We start from the raw sequence: 15,970 nt of genomic DNA on the forward strand, positions 1-15,970 counted from the left end.
TTTCCCTTGGGTGCCTTCACGATTCGGTTGTGGGCGAGGATCACTCGTCGGCGTCGTCGGCGTCGTCTGCCGGAGCGGGCGCGACCTTCTTGGCCGGGGCCTTCTTGGCTGCGATCTTCTTGGCCGGCGATGCCTTGGCGGTGCGGGCCTTGCCCTCGACGGTCCCTGCGGCGCCGTCGATCTTGGCGGCTGCGGCAGCGGACTGCTCCTTGATGTCCGCGCCGGCCTCGGTGACGGCCTCGGCGGCGTCGTCGAGCCGCTCGCCGATCTCGAGGGCGGCCTCGTCGACGGCGTCACCGATCTTGTCGGCGGCCTCGGCGAGATCGTCGGAGACCTCGCCGGCGCGGGCACCGACCAGGCCGGCGATCTTGGCGGCCTGCTCACCCACGGAGCGGGTCTGGTGCGAGACCACACCGAGCGCGTCCTCGGTCAGGTCGACGGCGTCGTTGTAGGTCTTCTCCGCGCGGGTCAGACCCTCTTGCACCAACGGCTGATGCCAGAGGCGGTCGACGGTCTCCTCGCCACGTTCGGCGAGCGAGTTGTAGAGGGTGGTGGCCAGCTCCACATACGGCTCGGCGAACTTGCGCAGTTCTTCCGGGGTGAGCTTGGCGCGGAGTTCCTCGATGGCCGAGGGCACCTCGTCGGGCAGACCCGCGACCTTGGTGCGGGTCTCCTCGAGACGGGTCCTGGTCTCCTCGAACCGCGAGGATGCGGAGTCGGTGACGGATTCGGTGCGCTCACGGAGCTGGGCGACGGCCTCGGTGACCTGCGAGACGGCGAGGTCCCCGGCGCCGATGACGGCGTAGAACGGCTGGGCGAGAGTACGGTCGGCGGTGGTCATGGCGGCCTCCTTGATTGGGGTTCTCCACCAGTATCCACGTTCTGCTAGCAATTGCAAGCACTGTGTTAGCAACGTCTCCATACCACACCGTGACGGGCCACCGACAGACGGTCGACGCGCGGTTCGGAAGGTGGCCGCACGGCCGTCCTCGGTCCACGTCAGCGACCGGATCCGCTCTCCGGATAGACATGGAAACCGCGGCCCGACTTCTTTCCGAGCCGACCGTCCACCACCATCTGCCGCAACAGCACAGGCGGCGCATACAGGGGCTCGTCGAACTCCGCATGCATCTTGTCGGCGATCGCCGCGACGGTGTCGAGACCGATCAGATCGGCCAGCCGCAGCGGCCCCATCGGGTGCGCACACCCCAGCACCATGCCCTTGTCGATGTCCTCGACGGAGGCGAAACCACTCTCGGCCATCCGGATCGCCGACAACAGATACGGGATCAGCAGAGCGTTGACGATGAAGCCCGAGCGATCCCCCGACCGGATCACCTGCTTGCCCAGCACGTCGTTGGCGAAGGCCTCGGCACGGGCACCCACCTCCGGCGCGGTCGCGGCCGTGGTGACCATCTCGACCAGGGGCAGGACCGGGACCGGATGGAAGAAGTGCATCCCGATCACCCGGTCGGGATGGCGTGTGGCCGCCCCCAGTGTGACGATCGGGATCGACGACGTGGCCGAGGCGAGCACGCCCTGCGGATCGGCGACCACCGCGTCGAGCCGGGCGAAGATCTCGGACTTGACCGCGTCGTCCTCGACGACGGCCTCACACACCAGTTGCCGGTCGGCGAAGTCGTCGAGATCGGAGGTGAAGCGCAACCGCCAGGCCGCCTGTTCCCGCTCGCGCTCGGTCAACGTACCGCTGGACACGCCGCGGTCGAGCGACCGCAGGATGCGAGTGCGCCCCGTGGCCGCCCACTCGCGAGTGGGCTCGAAGACCAGGACGTCGGTGTGCGCACGGGCGCAGACCTCGGCGATACCGGCGCCCATCTGTCCGGCACCGATCACGCCGACGCGGCTGATCTTGCCCCCCGGGCGCGCGGTGTTCTCGCTGGGCACGGTCGCCTCCTCTGGACGGGATGGACGGAGATCGGGCGCACAGGATCCGTGGACGGGGACCCGTCGCGACCCGGGATAGACGAAAAACCCGGGGCGAGTGGGGGTTTCCCCACTCGCCCCGGGCTGTCAGTCACGCGTGGCGTCTCGCCGGGCGAGTTCCTAGTGGAACTGGCCTTCCTCGGTCGAGCCCTTCAGGGCTGCAGTCGAGGTGTTCGGGTCGACGGTGGTGGCGATCCGGTCGAAGTAGCCGGCGCCGACCTCACGCTGGTGCTTGGTGGCGGTGTAGCCGCGCTCCTCGGCAGCGAACTCGCGCTCCTGCAGGTCGACATACGCGGTCATCTGGTTGCGGGCGTAGCCGTAGGCCAGATCGAACATCGAGTAGTTGAGGGCGTGGAAGCCGGCCAGGGTGATGAACTGGAACTTGAAGCCCATGGCGCCGAGCTCGTTCTGGAACTTCGCGATGGTCGAATCGTCCAGGTGCTGCTTCCAGTTGAACGACGGCGAGCAGTTGTAGGCCAGGAGCTGGTCGGGGAACTCACTCTTGACGGCCTCGGCGAACTTGCGGGCCAGCTCCAGGTCGGGCTTGCCGGTCTCCATCCAGATCAGGTCGGCGTAGGGAGCGTATGCCTTCGCACGCGCGATGCAGGGCTCGATGCCCTTCTGCACGTTGTAGAAGCCCTCGGAGGTGCGCTCACCGGTCACGAACGGCTTGTCGCGATCGTCGACGTCGGAGGTGATCAGGGTCGCGGCCTCGGCGTCGGTCCGGGCGATGACGACGGTGGGGGTGTTCGCGACGTCGGCGGCCAGACGAGCCGAGGTCAGGGTACGGATGTGCTGCTGGGTGGGGATGAGCACCTTGCCACCGAGGTGGCCGCACTTCTTCTCCGAGGCGAGCTGGTCCTCCCAGTGGGTACCGGCGGCACCCGCGGCGATCATGGCCTTCTGCAGCTCGTAGACGTTGAGGGCGCCACCGAAGCCTGCCTCGCCGTCGGCGACGATCGGCACGAGCCAGTTGTCGATCGAGTCGTCGCCCTCGACGGCGGCGATCTCGTCGGCGCGCAGCAGCGCGTTGTTGATGCGGCGGACCACGGCCGGGACCGAGTTGGCCGGGTACAGCGACTGGTCGGGGTAGGTGTGACCCGAGAGGTTCGCGTCACCGGCGACCTGCCAACCGGACAGGTAGATGGCCTTCAGGCCGGCGCGAACCTGCTGGACGGCCATGTTGCCGGTCAGCGCACCGAGCGCGTTGATGTAGGAGTCGTCACCCTTGGTGACACCCTCCCAGAGGATCTCGGCACCGCGACGGGCGAGGGTGTTCTCCTCGACGACCGAGCCCTGCAGATCGGCGACCTGCTGGGCGGTGTACTCGCGGGTGATGCCCTTCCACCGGGGGTTGGTGTCCCAATCCTGCTGGATCTCGGCGGCGGTACGGGGCTTTCCGACGTTGCTCATTGGCCACTTCGCTTTCGTTGTGCTGCTGCTCGGCCCAGATGTCCGGCCGAAGGTGGTCCGCGCTGTCCGCACGAACCCTGTCTTCAGACAGCCGGGAGATGAGTTGAGTGTTGCGATCTCGGGACCGAAACAGGATTTCGACTTCCGGTCTTGCCAACTCTCAGTGATCCCTCGGTGTTGCCTGGGACCAAGAGTGCCACAGCCCAAACCTGCAGGTCCAGTCCCATTTCACTGTGAACCGAGGCGAGGATCTGGCGCCAATTTGCAAAGTTTGCGAATCTGATTGTGTGAAGACGTCGGGGCGTACCGCCAAAAAGTACGCGCGTACTGGGATTTTTCACCGGGTATATCCCGGCAGCCCGGAGACCCCGAGCGGTGCCGGTGGGGGTCGTCGGATGTCGTTTCGCAGGCATACTGTGACGACTCTCACACGATGGCGTGCTGAACGGCCCTGCTCAACCGCGGTCGGCGGCCGCGCGAACCGCGTCCCCGAACAGCACCACGAAGTGGCCGGCGGGCATCGGCGCGCGGGTCGTGGGGACGGCCGCACCCGGCGCGGACGCATCGGTGGGCTCCCCCGACACCGTCAGCTGCACGGTGACCCGGTTCTTCCCGGGTCGCCGGACCAGTGCATATCCGGCATGGGAGATCCGCGAGCGCATTCCACCGTCGGGCAGGGTGGTGGTGACCGCCGACGTCACGAGGTGTATCTGTTCCACCGCTTGGCGGTGCTCGGCGAGGTCCGGTTCGTCGAGGGTGGTGTAGTCGGTCGTCACCCGGGTCCCGGCCATGTTGCCGCCGTGGATGGTGGTCTCGGTACGTGCACAGCGTCCGGTCGTCGCCACGACGTCGGCGGAGATGTCCCGCTCGGCGGTCGTCACCAACTCCACCAGCGTCCCGGTGCCCGAGGTGGCGGCCAGGACCGCCGCGTCGGCACCGGAGAGCTGCGGATCGAATGCGGCGTCGGCAGTCGGCCGGCATCGCTCGGGGACGATTGTCGTGCTCGCGGCGGCCTTCAGCGACGCCGCGTCGGCAGCGACGAGCTGATCCACCGTCAGCGGCGAGGGTGTGTATCCGGTGGGCAACCCGGCGGGATCGAGCAACAGGTCGGCCGGAGCCCTGCCGACCACCGGGATCGGGGCCTGACCCGCCCCACATCCCACGACCGTGCCGCACACGGCGGACACCGCGACGACCCCCGCCGCGACGCCTACCGCTCCCCGTCCCCGACGCACGGGGCTCACCGTACCCTGAACGAGGAGGTCAACCGATGCCGACGAAGACATACGTGGGTTCACGCCTGCGCCAGCTGCGTTCCGAGCGTGGGCTCTCGCAGGTCGCCCTCGCCCAGACCCTGGAGATCTCGCCGTCGTATCTCAATCAGATCGAGCACGATGCGCGGCCGCTGTCGGCCAAGGTCCTCGCACGCATCACCGAGACCTTCGGGGTCGACGGCGGATTCTTCGACTCGCAGGACGACGTGCGCCTGGTCGCCGAGCTCCGCGAGGTGTTGCTCGACGACGACGTCGAGGCCACCGAGACCGCCGCCGACGCCGCTGAGATCTCCGCGATGGTCGCCACCCACCCCGACATCGCGCAGGCGATGGTCAACCTCTACCGCCGCTACCGCAACACCACGGACCATCTCGCCGCCGCCACCGATGACCGCAACGACCGCTCCATGCGTGGCTCCATCACCGCACCCCACGAGGAGGTGCGCGACTACTTCTACCAGCGCCGCAACTACATTCACGAGCTCGACGTCGCTGCGGAGGAGTTGACCACCCGCATGCGGATGCACTCCGGTGATGTCCGCCGCGAGATCATCGACCGGCTCGAGAAGGCCCACGGCGTCACCATCGCCCGGCGCGTCGACCTCGGCGACTACGTCCTGCACCGCTTCGACCCGGAGTCGCGCCGACTCGAGGTGTCTGCGGCACTCTCCTCGGGGCAGCGCGCCTTCAAACTGGCCGCCGAGCTGGCCCTGCTTGAGTTCGGCGACCTGATCGACGAGCAGGTGGAGGTGGGCGGGTTCACCAGCGACCAGGCCCGATCGTTGGCCCGCTACGGGCTGGCCAACTACTTCGCCGCCGCGACCCTTCTCCCCTACTCCCAATTCCACGGTGCAGCAGAGGATTTCCGCTACGACATCGAGCGCCTCTCGGCGTTCTACGCGGTGAGTTTCGAGACCATCTGCCACCGGCTGTCGACGCTGCAACGCCCCAACCTGCGTGGGGTCCCGTGGTCGTTCGTCCGCGTGGACCGGGCCGGGAACATGTCGAAACGCCAGTCGGCCACCGGTTTCCACTTCTCGTCGTCGGGCGGTACGTGCCCGCTGTGGAATGTGTACGAGACCTTCGGCTCACCCGGCAAGATCCTCACCCAGATCGCCGAGATGCCCGACGGGCGGGAGTATTTCTGGATCGCCCGCACCGTCGAGCGCCGGGCCGCACGTTTCGGTCAGCCGGGCAAGACCTTCGCCATCGGCCTGGGCTGCGAGCTGCGGCACGCCGCCCGGGTGGTCTACTCCGACGGCCTGGAGATCGGACCCCAGGCCCGGATCACCGAGATCGGCGCCGGCTGCCGGGTGTGCGAACGTCAGCATTGCGCCCAACGTGCCTTCCCCGCACTGGGTTCGACGCTGCGGATCAACGAGCACGGTTCGTCGGTGTCGCCCTACATGACATTGTGATCGCGACTCGGGCCGGAGGTGATCACCGACACCGCCATCTCGCCAGGTTTCGACACGGGTCCTCGCCTAACGGCTCGGTCCCGGCTCAACCACCAACTCCATTGACCCACTTACCAACTGATTCTTGATGATCGAGCCGGGACCGAGCGAAGCGAGGCCCGAGTCGAAATCCCCGCCGGCCAACATCACCAACGCAACCACCCCAACGACAATCGACCCTGAATCCATTGGAGCATTTGCTGGTTGAGCCGACGAGGAGCGAAGCGACATGTCGAGTCGAAACCTCCGCCGGCCAACATCACCAACGCAACAACCACAAAGACGGTTACGGACACATCACCCACACCAGGTTTCGACACGGGTCCTCGCCTGGCGGCTCGGTCCCGGCTCAACCACCAACTCCATTGACCCACTTACCAACTGATTCTTGATGATCGAGCCGGCACCGAGCGAAGCGAGGACTCGAGTCGAAATCCCCGCCGGCCGAACTCACCCACACAACACACGATGATTGAGCCGGGACCGAGCGAAGCGAGGACCCGAGTCGAAATCCCCGCCGGCCGAACTCACCGACGCGACCGGCAGAGATCCCGACAAAGGCTGGTCGAGAACCACTCAGTAGACCATCACGCGGACGTTCTCGGCGACGCATGCAGGCTTGTCGACACCTTCGATCTCGACGGTGTTGCGCACCACCATGGTGACGCCCTTGGGGGTTTCCTCGATCTCGGTGATCACCGCGTTGGCACGAATCCGTGAGCCGACCGGTACCGGGTTGGGGAAGCGGACCTTGTTCAGTCCGTAGTTGATGACGAGCTTGGGTCCCTCGACGGTGAAGATCGAGCCGGCGAGGTCCGGCAGCAAGGACAGGGTCAGGAACCCGTGGGCGATGGGCGCACCGAACGGGCCGCTCTTGGCGCGCTCGGGGTCGACGTGGATCCACTGGTGGTCACCGGTGGCGTCGGCGAAGGCGTCGACCCGGTCCTGGGTGATCTCGAGCCACTCGCCGGAACCGAGGTCCTCACCGATGGCCGCCTTGAGTGATTCGAGGCTGCTGAACGTACGCGGAGTGATGGTCGTCATAGTCGCCGTAGTCTACCGTGACCTCATGACGACGACGCCTCGGATCCCTCCCGGTGGCCTCCGCGAACTCGGCCCGTTCAACTGGGCGTTCGCGACGGTGGCGGCGAAGGCCATCGGTGTGCAGAACGCGCACATCTTCAGCACTCTCGGCCGCAGCCGTGGCCTCTTCCGTGCCTGGCTGTACTTCTCTGCGCGGCAGATGCCCTTCGGCGTGCTGTCGCGCAAGGACTCCGAGATGGTCATCATCCGAGTGGCACATCTGCGGGGGTCGGGGTACGAGCTCGACCATCATCGTCGGCTCGGCAAGCGTGCCGGCCTCTCCGGCGACGAGATCGAGCGAATCCTGGCCGGACCCGACGCCGGCTGGGGTGACCGAGAACACTCGATACTCCGGGCGGTCGACGAGCTGATCGCCGGCAAGGACATCTCCGACATCGCCTGGGCCGCGCTCCGCCGACATCTCGACGAGCGCCGCACGATCGCCTTCGTCCTGCTGGTCGGACAGTACGACTCGCTCGCCACCACCCTGCACACCCTGCGCGTGCAGCCCGACACCCGGGTCTGAGCCGTGTCGACGCCGGCGTCGAGGTTGATGGGCAATCCGCTGTTCTCGCGGATCTACCAGGACATCTGGCGTCCGGTGTTCACCCGCGCGTTCAGTCACGGGAGCTCCGAGACGGCCGACTTCGACAAGGCGTTGCGCGCCTATCTGTCTCGGCCCGGGGAGCGACTCGTGCTCGATGTCGCCTGCGGCCCCGGCAACTACACCCGTCAGATCGCCGACGGCCTCACCGGTGACGGCCGGGCGATCGGCGTGGACTTCGCCTCGTCGATGCTCCGCACCGCGCTGGCCACCAACCGCTCGCACCGGGCGAGCTACCTGCGAGCCGATGCGCATGCACTCCCGTTCCCCGACAACACCTTCGACCAGACGCTGTGCCTCGCGGCGCTGTACCTCGTCCCCGACCCGCTGCCGGTACTCGACGAGATGGTCCGCGTCACCGCGCCGCGCGCCGACATCGTCGTCTTCACCTCCGCGGCCGGTCCGGTGTCGTCGATCCCGGGCGTCGGGTGGCTCGCCCGGATCGGCGGATTCCGCATCTTCGGTGTCGACGAGATCATCGATCGCCTGCGCCGCAACGGTGTTCACCACGTCGAGCAGACCCTGATCGGCGAGGGACAGTACGTGCTGGGTACCAAACCCGGCTGACCCCACTGCGCGACCGGTGTCACCGGCCCGGACGATCGGCCTACAGGTCGTAGCTCACCCCGGTGAGTTTTTCGGCCGTACCCCAGAGTTCTTCACCGAGCACCGGGTCGGTGGCCTTGTCGGTGAGCACCTCCTGGGCGGGCGGACCGCTGAACCCGAAGACGCCGTGCGGGCCGTAGTACTGGCCGCCGAGGACGGCCGGGTCGGTGGCCGCGCGCAGCGTGACGGCGGCACCGTCGGGGGCCTCCATGATGAAGGTGCGGCGAATCCACCGCAGGGACGGCGTGGTGAACAGCCAGCCGAGCACCGCCTGGTCGCGCATCACCCCGGACTGGGTGGCACCGGGATGGGCGGCGACGGAGATCGGGGATCGTCCCGGACGACGCTCCAGTCGGCGCTGCAGCTCGACGGCGAAGACCAGCTCGGCGAGTTTGGCCCTCGAATAGGCACGCGCCGTGGAGAATCCACGTTCCATGGTGAGGTCGTCGAAGTCGATCACCCCCGCCTTGTACACCTTGGACCCGACGGTGACGATCCGGCCGGCCTCGGCGGCGGACAGCAGCGGGAGCAGTCGGCCGGTCAGCGCGAAGTGGCCGAGGAAGTTGGTCCCGAAGTCCATCTCGAAGCCGTCGACGGTGAGCTCACGACGCTGCCGCATCAGACCGGCGTTGTTGATCAGCAGGTCGATCGACGGATGCTCGGCGAGCAACTCGTCGGCGCAGTCGCGCACCGACGACAGATCCGACAGGTCCAGTCGCACGATCGCCGGCTGCGCGCCGGTCACGGTGGCGGCGATGTCGTCGCGGGCGCGGACCGCGGCGTCGGGATTGCGGCACGCCAGGACGACCCGCGCACCCAGACGGGCGAGCTGCCGTGCGGTCTCCAGACCGATCCCGGAGTTGGCCCCGGTGACCACGGCGACGCGCCCGCGTTGCGACGGCGCGTCGGCCGGTGTCCAGCGCTGCTTCGGCATGTGGCGAGCTCCTCTCGGCGATTCGTCGCATCTTGGTACCACATCGGCTCCGCCCGGCCACCTCGAGTCCGCACCCGATCGCGATCACGCGGGCACACTGGTCTGGTGCCCCGACCGCTGCATCCCCGCCTGCACAGGTGCGTGTTCGGGGTGCTCGGGAGTCTGGTGGTTCTCTCGGGCTGCGCATCGGCACCACCTGTCCACCCCGTCGACCGGCCGTCGGCCGGATCGCCGTGGACCGCACGCACCGGGCTCTCCCCCACCCGGTCCGCAGAAGCCGCCGACACGGCCCCCGGCGTCACCGTCGAGCATCTGCTGTACCCGGTTCCCGGCGGGCACGCCGATCCCCACCAGAACTGGATGGACCTGTATCTGCCCGACCTCGCCCCGGCGACCGCTCCACCGACCGCCCCGGCGACGGCGCCGGTCCGGGCGCCCCTGGTGATCCTGCTGCACGGGGGTGGCTGGCAGTCCCGGGTCGGTGCCTCCACCTTCTCCCGGTTCTCCCGCATCCTCGCCGAACGCGGGCTCGCCGTACTCAATGTCGAGTACCGGCGGGTCGGTAAGGGCGGGGGCTGGCCGACGACGTTCACCGACGTCGGTGCCGCGATGGACGACGTCCCCACCGTCGCGGCCCGGTACCGGCAGGTCGACGCGTCGCACGCCGTGGTGGTCGGGCACTCGGCGGGCGCGCAGCTCGCCGTGTGGGCCGCCACGCGTCACCACCTCGCGCCGGGCGAGGTGGGCTCGGGCCCGAGGTTCCGGCCGACCCGGGTGTTCTCCCTGGCCGGCCCGCTGGACATGCGACGTGCGGTGACCCTCGGCGACCACGCGGTGATCCGGGTGCTGGGCGGAACCCCCGGCCAGGTGCCGTCCCGCTATGCGTCGGTCGATCCCATCGAGAACCTCGACCCGACCATCCCGATCGTGGTGGTCACCGGCACCCGAGACCAGGTGGTACGGCCGGAGCTGGCCGAACGCTACGTGGCCGCCGACCAGGCGGTCGGCGGCCACGCGCGTCTCGTTCTGCTTCCGGGACAGACACATTCATCGATCGTGGACCCGCGGTCGTCGACCTTCGGGGCCCTCGTCGACGAGATCGTCCAGGCGGCCGGCACCCCGGCCGGGTGATCTCGGTCGGGTCCGGGCGCTCAGACCCCCACCGGGCGTGGGGCGGAGCTGAACTGTCCGGCCGGGGCGAACCGCGCCAGGACGTCGTCGGCCGGTTCCCCGGCGACGGCAGTGATGAATCCGACGACGTCGTCGCGGGTCTTCAACGACAGCAACGGATTCGGATCGGACAGCAGCCCGAACAATGCCGATGCGACGTCGGTGTTGACCGCAGCGGCCGGGAACGACAGTTCGAGGTGGGTGGCGTAGTCGGGGTCACCCAGGTACAGGCGGGTGACCTCGGTGGAGGCCAGTCCACGGCGTTCCCAGTGCTTTTCGAACTCGTCGGCCAGCCAGTCGGCACCGAAGTCGGCGTTCGGGTCGGCCGCCAGACGCTCACGGGCGGCGGCGACCAGCTCGGCGATCTGGACGAGCGTGTTCTGTGCCCCCTGGCCGGCGACCGGGTCGACCGAGATCGCGGTGTCGCCGATCGCGCCGACGACGTGCCCGCCCGCGGTACGGCCGACGGCCTTGCGGACGGTCGGGGTGACCGCACCGGTGAGCCAGGCGTACGGGTCGGACTCGATCACCTGCAGCGCCGAGATCACCGGGGCGTCGTGCGGGAAGAACTGCTCGAAGATGTCCACCACGGCCTGCCGCGCCGAGTGCACGTCGACGACACCGTCGATCAGCGGCGCCCACGCGCCGTCCGGCTTGGCGAAGACGATGATCGACCAGGTGGCACCGGCGTCCTTGTGCAGGAACGGTCCGACGAAGATCTCACCGTTGTCGCTGTCGAGGTTGAACAGCGCATGCCCGCCGCCCTCGCGAGAGCGGTAGGCGAAGGTGTCGGGGCCGTGGTCGACGCCTTCGAGGGTCACCTGCAGCAGGCGCCGTTGTGGGGCGTCGTACTTGGTGCGCTCGGTGTCCACCTCGAACACCCCCGACAACCCGCCCTTGCCGGTGGCCACCAGGGTGAGGTCGTGGTCGGCGGCGATCCGGTCGAGGGCGGCGACGTCGACGTGGCCCACCTCGAAGCGGCCGCCGCGATCGAGGAAGCGACCGAGCCGGTCGTCGGCGCGCAGCCGCAGATCCACGGCCTGCGCGACGTAGCCGTAGTCGGGATTGAAGGCGAGCACGTCGGCACGCTCATCGCCCTCACCGGAATGCAGGCGCACGCTGATCCCGGTGGTGTTACCGACCTCGTACAGGTCTTCGATGATCTGTGCATCCCATTCGCGGGACGCCCCGAACAGCACGCCCACTCCGGTCGGCGGCACCTTGTCGCGCAGTGACGCACGGTCGCGGTCGCTGTAGAGGGTGACGTCGAATCCGGCGTCGGCGAAGCCGAGGGCCGCACTCGTCCCGGCCAGTCCCGCGCCCACGACGGCGACCGTCTTCTTGACATTCGCAGTGGTGTCACTGCTTGTGATCTCAGTCATGCGGGCCAGCGTGCCGGGTACCTCCCGACCGCGACAGGATTACGTTCATCGCAATCGGATCGTCGACGCCGCCGAATCCGGACGGTCAGCACTGGAACGCATTGACAGATACGTCCCAGCTGGCGCTCAGGTGGCGCTGTTAGGCTGACCAGATCACGGATTGATCACGGGGTGAGTGGGTCGTTGCGGCTCCGGCCTGTACCGAGCCATTCGAGAGACGGAGTATGTCGACAGTTCTATCGCGCGCGACCGACACCGGCGCGCAGCAGGCCGAGGTCGGGCCGAAGGCCACCGGACGCACCCGGAAGGCATATCTCCACCATCTCGACCTGATCCGGGCCACCACGTTCTCCCTCGTGATCTTCGTCCACTGCCTGACCCAGACCACCGACGAGTGGGACAGCGTCGGGGTCAACACCACCTCCTTGTTGTTGCACTTCACCCGCAACACGTTCTTCGCCCTCAGCGGCTTCGTGCTGATGTATCAGAACTTCGACAAGGCCGACTTCTCGACGTGGTCGTTCTGGCGGCGCCGGATCAAGCTGGTCATCTTCCCCTATCTCGCCTGGTCGCTCATCTATTGGGTGATCGAGGACATGTGGGTACACGGCCGGCTGACCGAGGTGCCGTCGAGTCTCGACGAGTTCGGCCGGCTCGTGATGTGGGGCCTGTCCGGGTTCCAGATGTACTTCCTGTTCGTGATGCTGCAGATCTACCTGCTGTTCCCGCTGGTGCTGTGGCTCGTCCGGGCCACTGTCGGCCATCACCGGCTACTCATGACCGTGAGCGTGGTGGCGCAGTTCGCGATCTTCGTCGTCATCACCCACTGGCAGCCACCGGCCGGTGTCGCCGAGTACTGGTGGCACTACTACGCCACCTTTGTGCCCTATCAGTTCTTCATCCTCTTCGGCGCCGTCGCAGCGGTACATCGCGAGGAGATCGCCACCTGGCTGTCGGGGAAGTTCTGGTGGTTGACGACGGCGCTCATCGGCACCGGCGCCGTGGCGGTGGGGACGTACCTGTGGCGGGTGTGGAGCGAGGGTCAGCGTCCGATCTACGCCGCAGCCGCCTTCCAGCCGACGCTGCTGCCGTTCCTGGTGGTCGCGGTGACCTGTCTGTACGCCGCAGCCCTGTACTGGGCCCAGACCTGGCGGGATCTCACCCCACGGTTCGCCCGCGCGGTGGCGTTCGCGTCCAATCGGTCGTTCGGGGTGTTCCTGGTGCACGTGCTGGTGTTGTTCTTCATCCTGTTCCCCAAGACCGACGGTCAGCCGACCATCCTGGTCGTCCTCGGGCAGCCGTGGGGCACGGCAGCGGTGTATCTCGCCACGCTCGCCGGGTCGTTGCTGCTCGTGGAAGTCCTTCGCCACCTTCCCGGATCGCTGTACCTCACCGGACGGCCTCGCCTGCCCATCGCCCTCGGACGCCGCTTCCGCGAATTGCGCCACGAGCGCACCGGTCACCCCACACAGCTGTCGGACTGAGCCGGCCGGCTCGGAGCGTGCGTCCGCGTTCACCGATCGCCTGATGACCTGGTGTCGGTTGCAGGCCCGAAACGACAACCATCTCTTGTCATCCGGCCGCAGTCCGTTGTGTGATCTATCTTCAGTCTGTGCGCCGACGCTCCCGATTCACCGGGAAACGACCCGCCCGGGGCATACGCCGACCGCCGTCGGCACCCGTCGGCGGCGTCGGTGTTGATATTCCACAAACGCCGCTTGTTGGCGCGGTCGCCGAATTCACTGTTTAGTACCTCGTGCGCACGCATGACGATCACAAAGAACAGTGACAACGTGCATTGTTGCACATTTTTGTGTGACAGACCGGCGAACAGATGTCGAACAGGAGGCAAGGGTGAAAGCTCAGCCGCCCGAGCGAACCAATCGGAATGGGGCGACTCCGCGTTTTCTGGATCTCCGCAGGCTTCATCAGTTCGTCACCGCCGTGGAGGCACCCAACCTCAGAATCGCCGCGGCCCAATTGTTCATGACCCAGCAGGGGCTTTCCGCATCACTGCGGCAGCTCGAATCCGACCTCGGTGTCGATCTCTTCTCCCGTTCAGGGCGGACACTCCTGACAAATCAGGCAGGCCTGGAGCTGTATCGCCGTGCACCCGCACTTCTCGCCGGTGGCCGACAGACCGTCGAGGCCGTCCATCGCGCGATCGGGGAAACCGCCCGACCGTTCGTGATCGGCCACACGCCTGCGGTGTCCGGGGAGGAGGTCTACCGGCTCATCGAACCGTTGCTGTCGAAGATGCCGAGCCAGCCGTTCAAGGTCACCCAGGTCTACCCGGACCGCATCCGCGACGAACTCCACTCGGGCGCCATCGACGTCGCACTCCGGCGCGCGATCGACCACTCGCTCGACCTCGAGTCCACCGTGGTGGCCTATCACACCCTGCGTCTGGCGGTGTCCGTGCGGCATCCGCTCGCTCAGCGAAAAGTCGTCGTCACCACCGATCTCGTCGACTATCCCATCGTCGTCTGGGGTCCTGAACATCAGTCGTTCTACACCGACTTCGTGGTGGCCCTGTGCCACCGCGAGGGGTTCGAACCGACCCTTCTGGTCAATCCCGTCCAGGGCACACCCCCGAGCACCGCCGTGGCGGCCGACGACTCCGCATGCGCCTTCGTGACCGATCCGGCGGGCGAGGCCTTCGGCGGGCGGGTCCGGGTGATCGAGTTCCAGGACGCACCCAAGGTGCCACTACAGGCGGTGTGGCTGCCGCACAGCGCATCACCGGTTCGCGATGTGCTCTTCGGGAACTGAGCCGGTGCGACGTCTGCGATGTGCCGACCGGTACGGCCTTGCTGCCCTCGTGCTGGGCGTCGCGGGCGGCACGACACTGCTGACCCGCCGTCTCCGGCGCGCCGCGGCCGCCGGTGCGCCGTCCGACGACGAGCCGTCCCCGGATGCCTTCGGACCCCTGATCCGGCCGATCAAGAATCCCCCCGTTCGATGATCGACAGGAGATCGGCCCTGACAACCGTGGTTTTCCCGACCACAACCATCGATGGTGACCGGGGTGCCCCCATTCGGATTTCAGTAAACTGCGGTGTTGCGAATTCTCGAAACCACCACCACGGCGATGCCCGATTCCGGGCGACGGCGCGTCGCGCTCCGACTCTCCCGGGATGTGGGGTATGAAAGGAACACGTTGCCCGACTCCGATCTGCCGGAAACCCATCCGAAGAATCTCACCCGATGACATATTCCGATAGTCCAGAAAAATCGTTGACCGACATGACGAATCCGGCCATCGTGGTCCCGTTTCGTCACGAGGTCCACCGACTGAGCGAGCAGACGGCGCGGTGTGGACCCCACGGGGTGGGTGAGGTGATCCGGCGCGGACTCTACGCCCCGGCCATCTCGACGGTGCTCGCTCACCATCTCGGAGAGGGGCGACGACGTGAGGAATTCACCACCGAGTTCATCTCCTCGGCAACCACTTTCCGACCAACCGGACTCTCATCGGCAGGCGATGTCCCGGCGCTGGTCAAGGTCAAGCTCCTGTCGACACTCGACGCGGCCTGGTGGGCGGGGGCACGCCCGTTCCGCACCGACGCCGAGGTCGTCACTGCCGCCGACCTGATCGACCTACGCCGGGCACGGTCCCGCAGGGAACTCCGATTCGACTTCCGCACACAGGTGTTCGACCTCCCACGCCGGGGGCTCCGCGCGCTCGATCGGCGTCTTCGGCCCCGGCATTCACCCAACACGATCGGGATGCGGTTGCCCTACGGACGACCAGAGGTGGTCGCCGTCCTCAATGCGATCGCCGACGACCTTGCCCGACGCGAACCGGACGCGCCGCGGCCGTGGGTGAACAGCCTCGTCCGCAGTGTCGCCTATCAGGACGAGATGCGCGGCTCGGGCTACACGGCGGCAACCGGTAGCGCCCATTGCGTCGGGTGGGCCGCCGACATCGAGATGGACTGGATGACCCGACTCGGCTTCGGCGACGCACTCGCCGCCGTTCTGCTGGATCGGGCCGAGACGGCGCAGATCAACGTCATCGACGAGGGGCAGGCGTGGCATATCTGCCTCAATCCGCACTCGGCGGGCTTCCCACTGGAGGCCGACCGATGTGCGGAATAGCG

The 15,970-nt window shown here is 67.5% G+C and carries 15 protein-coding genes; 8 read left to right on the plus strand and 7 right to left on the minus strand.

What is annotated here, in order from left to right:
• Positions 1-40: 40 nt before the first annotated feature.
• The 4 genes from ACWDUA_RS18485 to ACWDUA_RS18500 all read right to left on the minus strand — a co-directional run bounded on the left by ACWDUA_RS18485 (position 41) and on the right by ACWDUA_RS18500 (position 4,592).
• Positions 41-841, minus strand: a complete 801-nt coding sequence (locus ACWDUA_RS18485) for a heparin-binding hemagglutinin (RefSeq protein ID WP_449752464.1) — start codon at positions 839-841, stop codon at positions 41-43.
• 158 nt (positions 842-999) lie between these two features.
• Positions 1,000-1,905 (minus strand): 3-hydroxybutyryl-CoA dehydrogenase, encoded by a 906-nt coding sequence (locus tag ACWDUA_RS18490; protein WP_449752465.1) that lies wholly within the window; start codon positions 1,903-1,905, stop codon positions 1,000-1,002.
• Positions 1,906-2,064: 159 nt separating this feature from the next.
• Positions 2,065-3,357, minus strand: coding sequence for an isocitrate lyase (gene aceA, locus ACWDUA_RS18495; protein ID WP_449752466.1), 1,293 nt, complete (start codon positions 3,355-3,357; stop codon positions 2,065-2,067).
• A 455-nt stretch (positions 3,358-3,812) separates the two neighbouring features.
• Positions 3,813-4,592, minus strand: a complete 780-nt coding sequence (locus ACWDUA_RS18500) for a hypothetical protein (RefSeq protein WP_449752467.1) — start codon at positions 4,590-4,592, stop codon at positions 3,813-3,815.
• A 35-nt stretch (positions 4,593-4,627) separates the two neighbouring features.
• On the opposite strand from ACWDUA_RS18500, the gene ramB reads away from it, so the two are divergent.
• A complete protein-coding gene (ramB, locus tag ACWDUA_RS18505) occupies positions 4,628-6,049 on the plus strand; it encodes an acetate metabolism transcriptional regulator RamB (protein WP_449752468.1) in 1,422 nt (473 codons plus the stop codon).
• A 615-nt stretch (positions 6,050-6,664) separates the two neighbouring features.
• Here ramB and ACWDUA_RS18510 read toward each other — a convergent pair.
• Positions 6,665-7,132: a MaoC family dehydratase gene (locus tag ACWDUA_RS18510; protein WP_449752469.1), complete on the minus strand. Its 468-nt coding sequence runs from the start codon at positions 7,130-7,132 to the stop codon at positions 6,665-6,667.
• A 25-nt stretch (positions 7,133-7,157) separates the two neighbouring features.
• Between ACWDUA_RS18510 and ACWDUA_RS18515 the strand changes: the two genes are divergently transcribed.
• Both ACWDUA_RS18515 and ACWDUA_RS18520 read left to right on the plus strand, forming a co-directional pair.
• Entirely contained in the window at positions 7,158-7,697 is a 540-nt protein-coding gene (locus ACWDUA_RS18515) for a carboxymuconolactone decarboxylase family protein (RefSeq protein WP_449752470.1), read from the plus strand.
• 27 nt (positions 7,698-7,724) lie between these two features.
• Positions 7,725-8,342: a class I SAM-dependent methyltransferase gene (locus ACWDUA_RS18520; RefSeq protein WP_449752471.1), complete on the plus strand. Its 618-nt coding sequence runs from the start codon at positions 7,725-7,727 to the stop codon at positions 8,340-8,342.
• 40 nt (positions 8,343-8,382) lie between these two features.
• Here ACWDUA_RS18520 and ACWDUA_RS18525 read toward each other — a convergent pair whose 3' ends face one another.
• On the minus strand, positions 8,383-9,315 hold the full coding sequence (locus tag ACWDUA_RS18525; RefSeq protein ID WP_449752472.1) for an oxidoreductase: 933 nt from the start codon (positions 9,313-9,315) through the stop codon (positions 8,383-8,385).
• Positions 9,316-9,420: 105 nt separating this feature from the next.
• On the opposite strand from ACWDUA_RS18525, the gene ACWDUA_RS18530 reads away from it, so the two are divergent.
• Positions 9,421-10,446: an alpha/beta hydrolase family protein gene (locus ACWDUA_RS18530; protein WP_449752473.1), complete on the plus strand. Its 1,026-nt coding sequence runs from the start codon at positions 9,421-9,423 to the stop codon at positions 10,444-10,446.
• 20 nt (positions 10,447-10,466) lie between these two features.
• On the opposite strand, the gene ACWDUA_RS18535 is transcribed toward ACWDUA_RS18530, so the two are convergent.
• Positions 10,467-11,867: a styrene monooxygenase/indole monooxygenase family protein gene (locus ACWDUA_RS18535; protein ID WP_449752474.1), complete on the minus strand. Its 1,401-nt coding sequence runs from the start codon at positions 11,865-11,867 to the stop codon at positions 10,467-10,469.
• 224 nt (positions 11,868-12,091) lie between these two features.
• On the opposite strand from ACWDUA_RS18535, the gene ACWDUA_RS18540 reads away from it, so the two are divergent.
• The 4 genes from ACWDUA_RS18540 to ACWDUA_RS18555 all read left to right on the plus strand — a co-directional run bounded on the left by ACWDUA_RS18540 (position 12,092) and on the right by ACWDUA_RS18555 (position 15,968).
• Positions 12,092-13,351, plus strand: a complete 1,260-nt coding sequence (locus tag ACWDUA_RS18540; protein WP_449752475.1) for an acyltransferase — start codon at positions 12,092-12,094, stop codon at positions 13,349-13,351.
• Between the two features lie 370 nt (positions 13,352-13,721).
• Entirely contained in the window at positions 13,722-14,639 is a 918-nt protein-coding gene (locus ACWDUA_RS18545) for a LysR family transcriptional regulator (RefSeq protein ID WP_449752476.1), read from the plus strand.
• 4 nt (positions 14,640-14,643) lie between these two features.
• Complete coding sequence (locus tag ACWDUA_RS18550; RefSeq protein ID WP_449752477.1) at positions 14,644-14,832, plus strand: hypothetical protein; 189 nt, start codon at positions 14,644-14,646, stop codon at positions 14,830-14,832.
• A 242-nt stretch (positions 14,833-15,074) separates the two neighbouring features.
• Positions 15,075-15,968 (plus strand): hypothetical protein, encoded by an 894-nt coding sequence (locus tag ACWDUA_RS18555; protein ID WP_449752478.1) that lies wholly within the window; start codon positions 15,075-15,077, stop codon positions 15,966-15,968.
• Positions 15,969-15,970 lie beyond the last annotated feature (2 nt).

The sequence above is a fragment of the Gordonia sp. NPDC003376 genome (assembly GCF_053589235.1).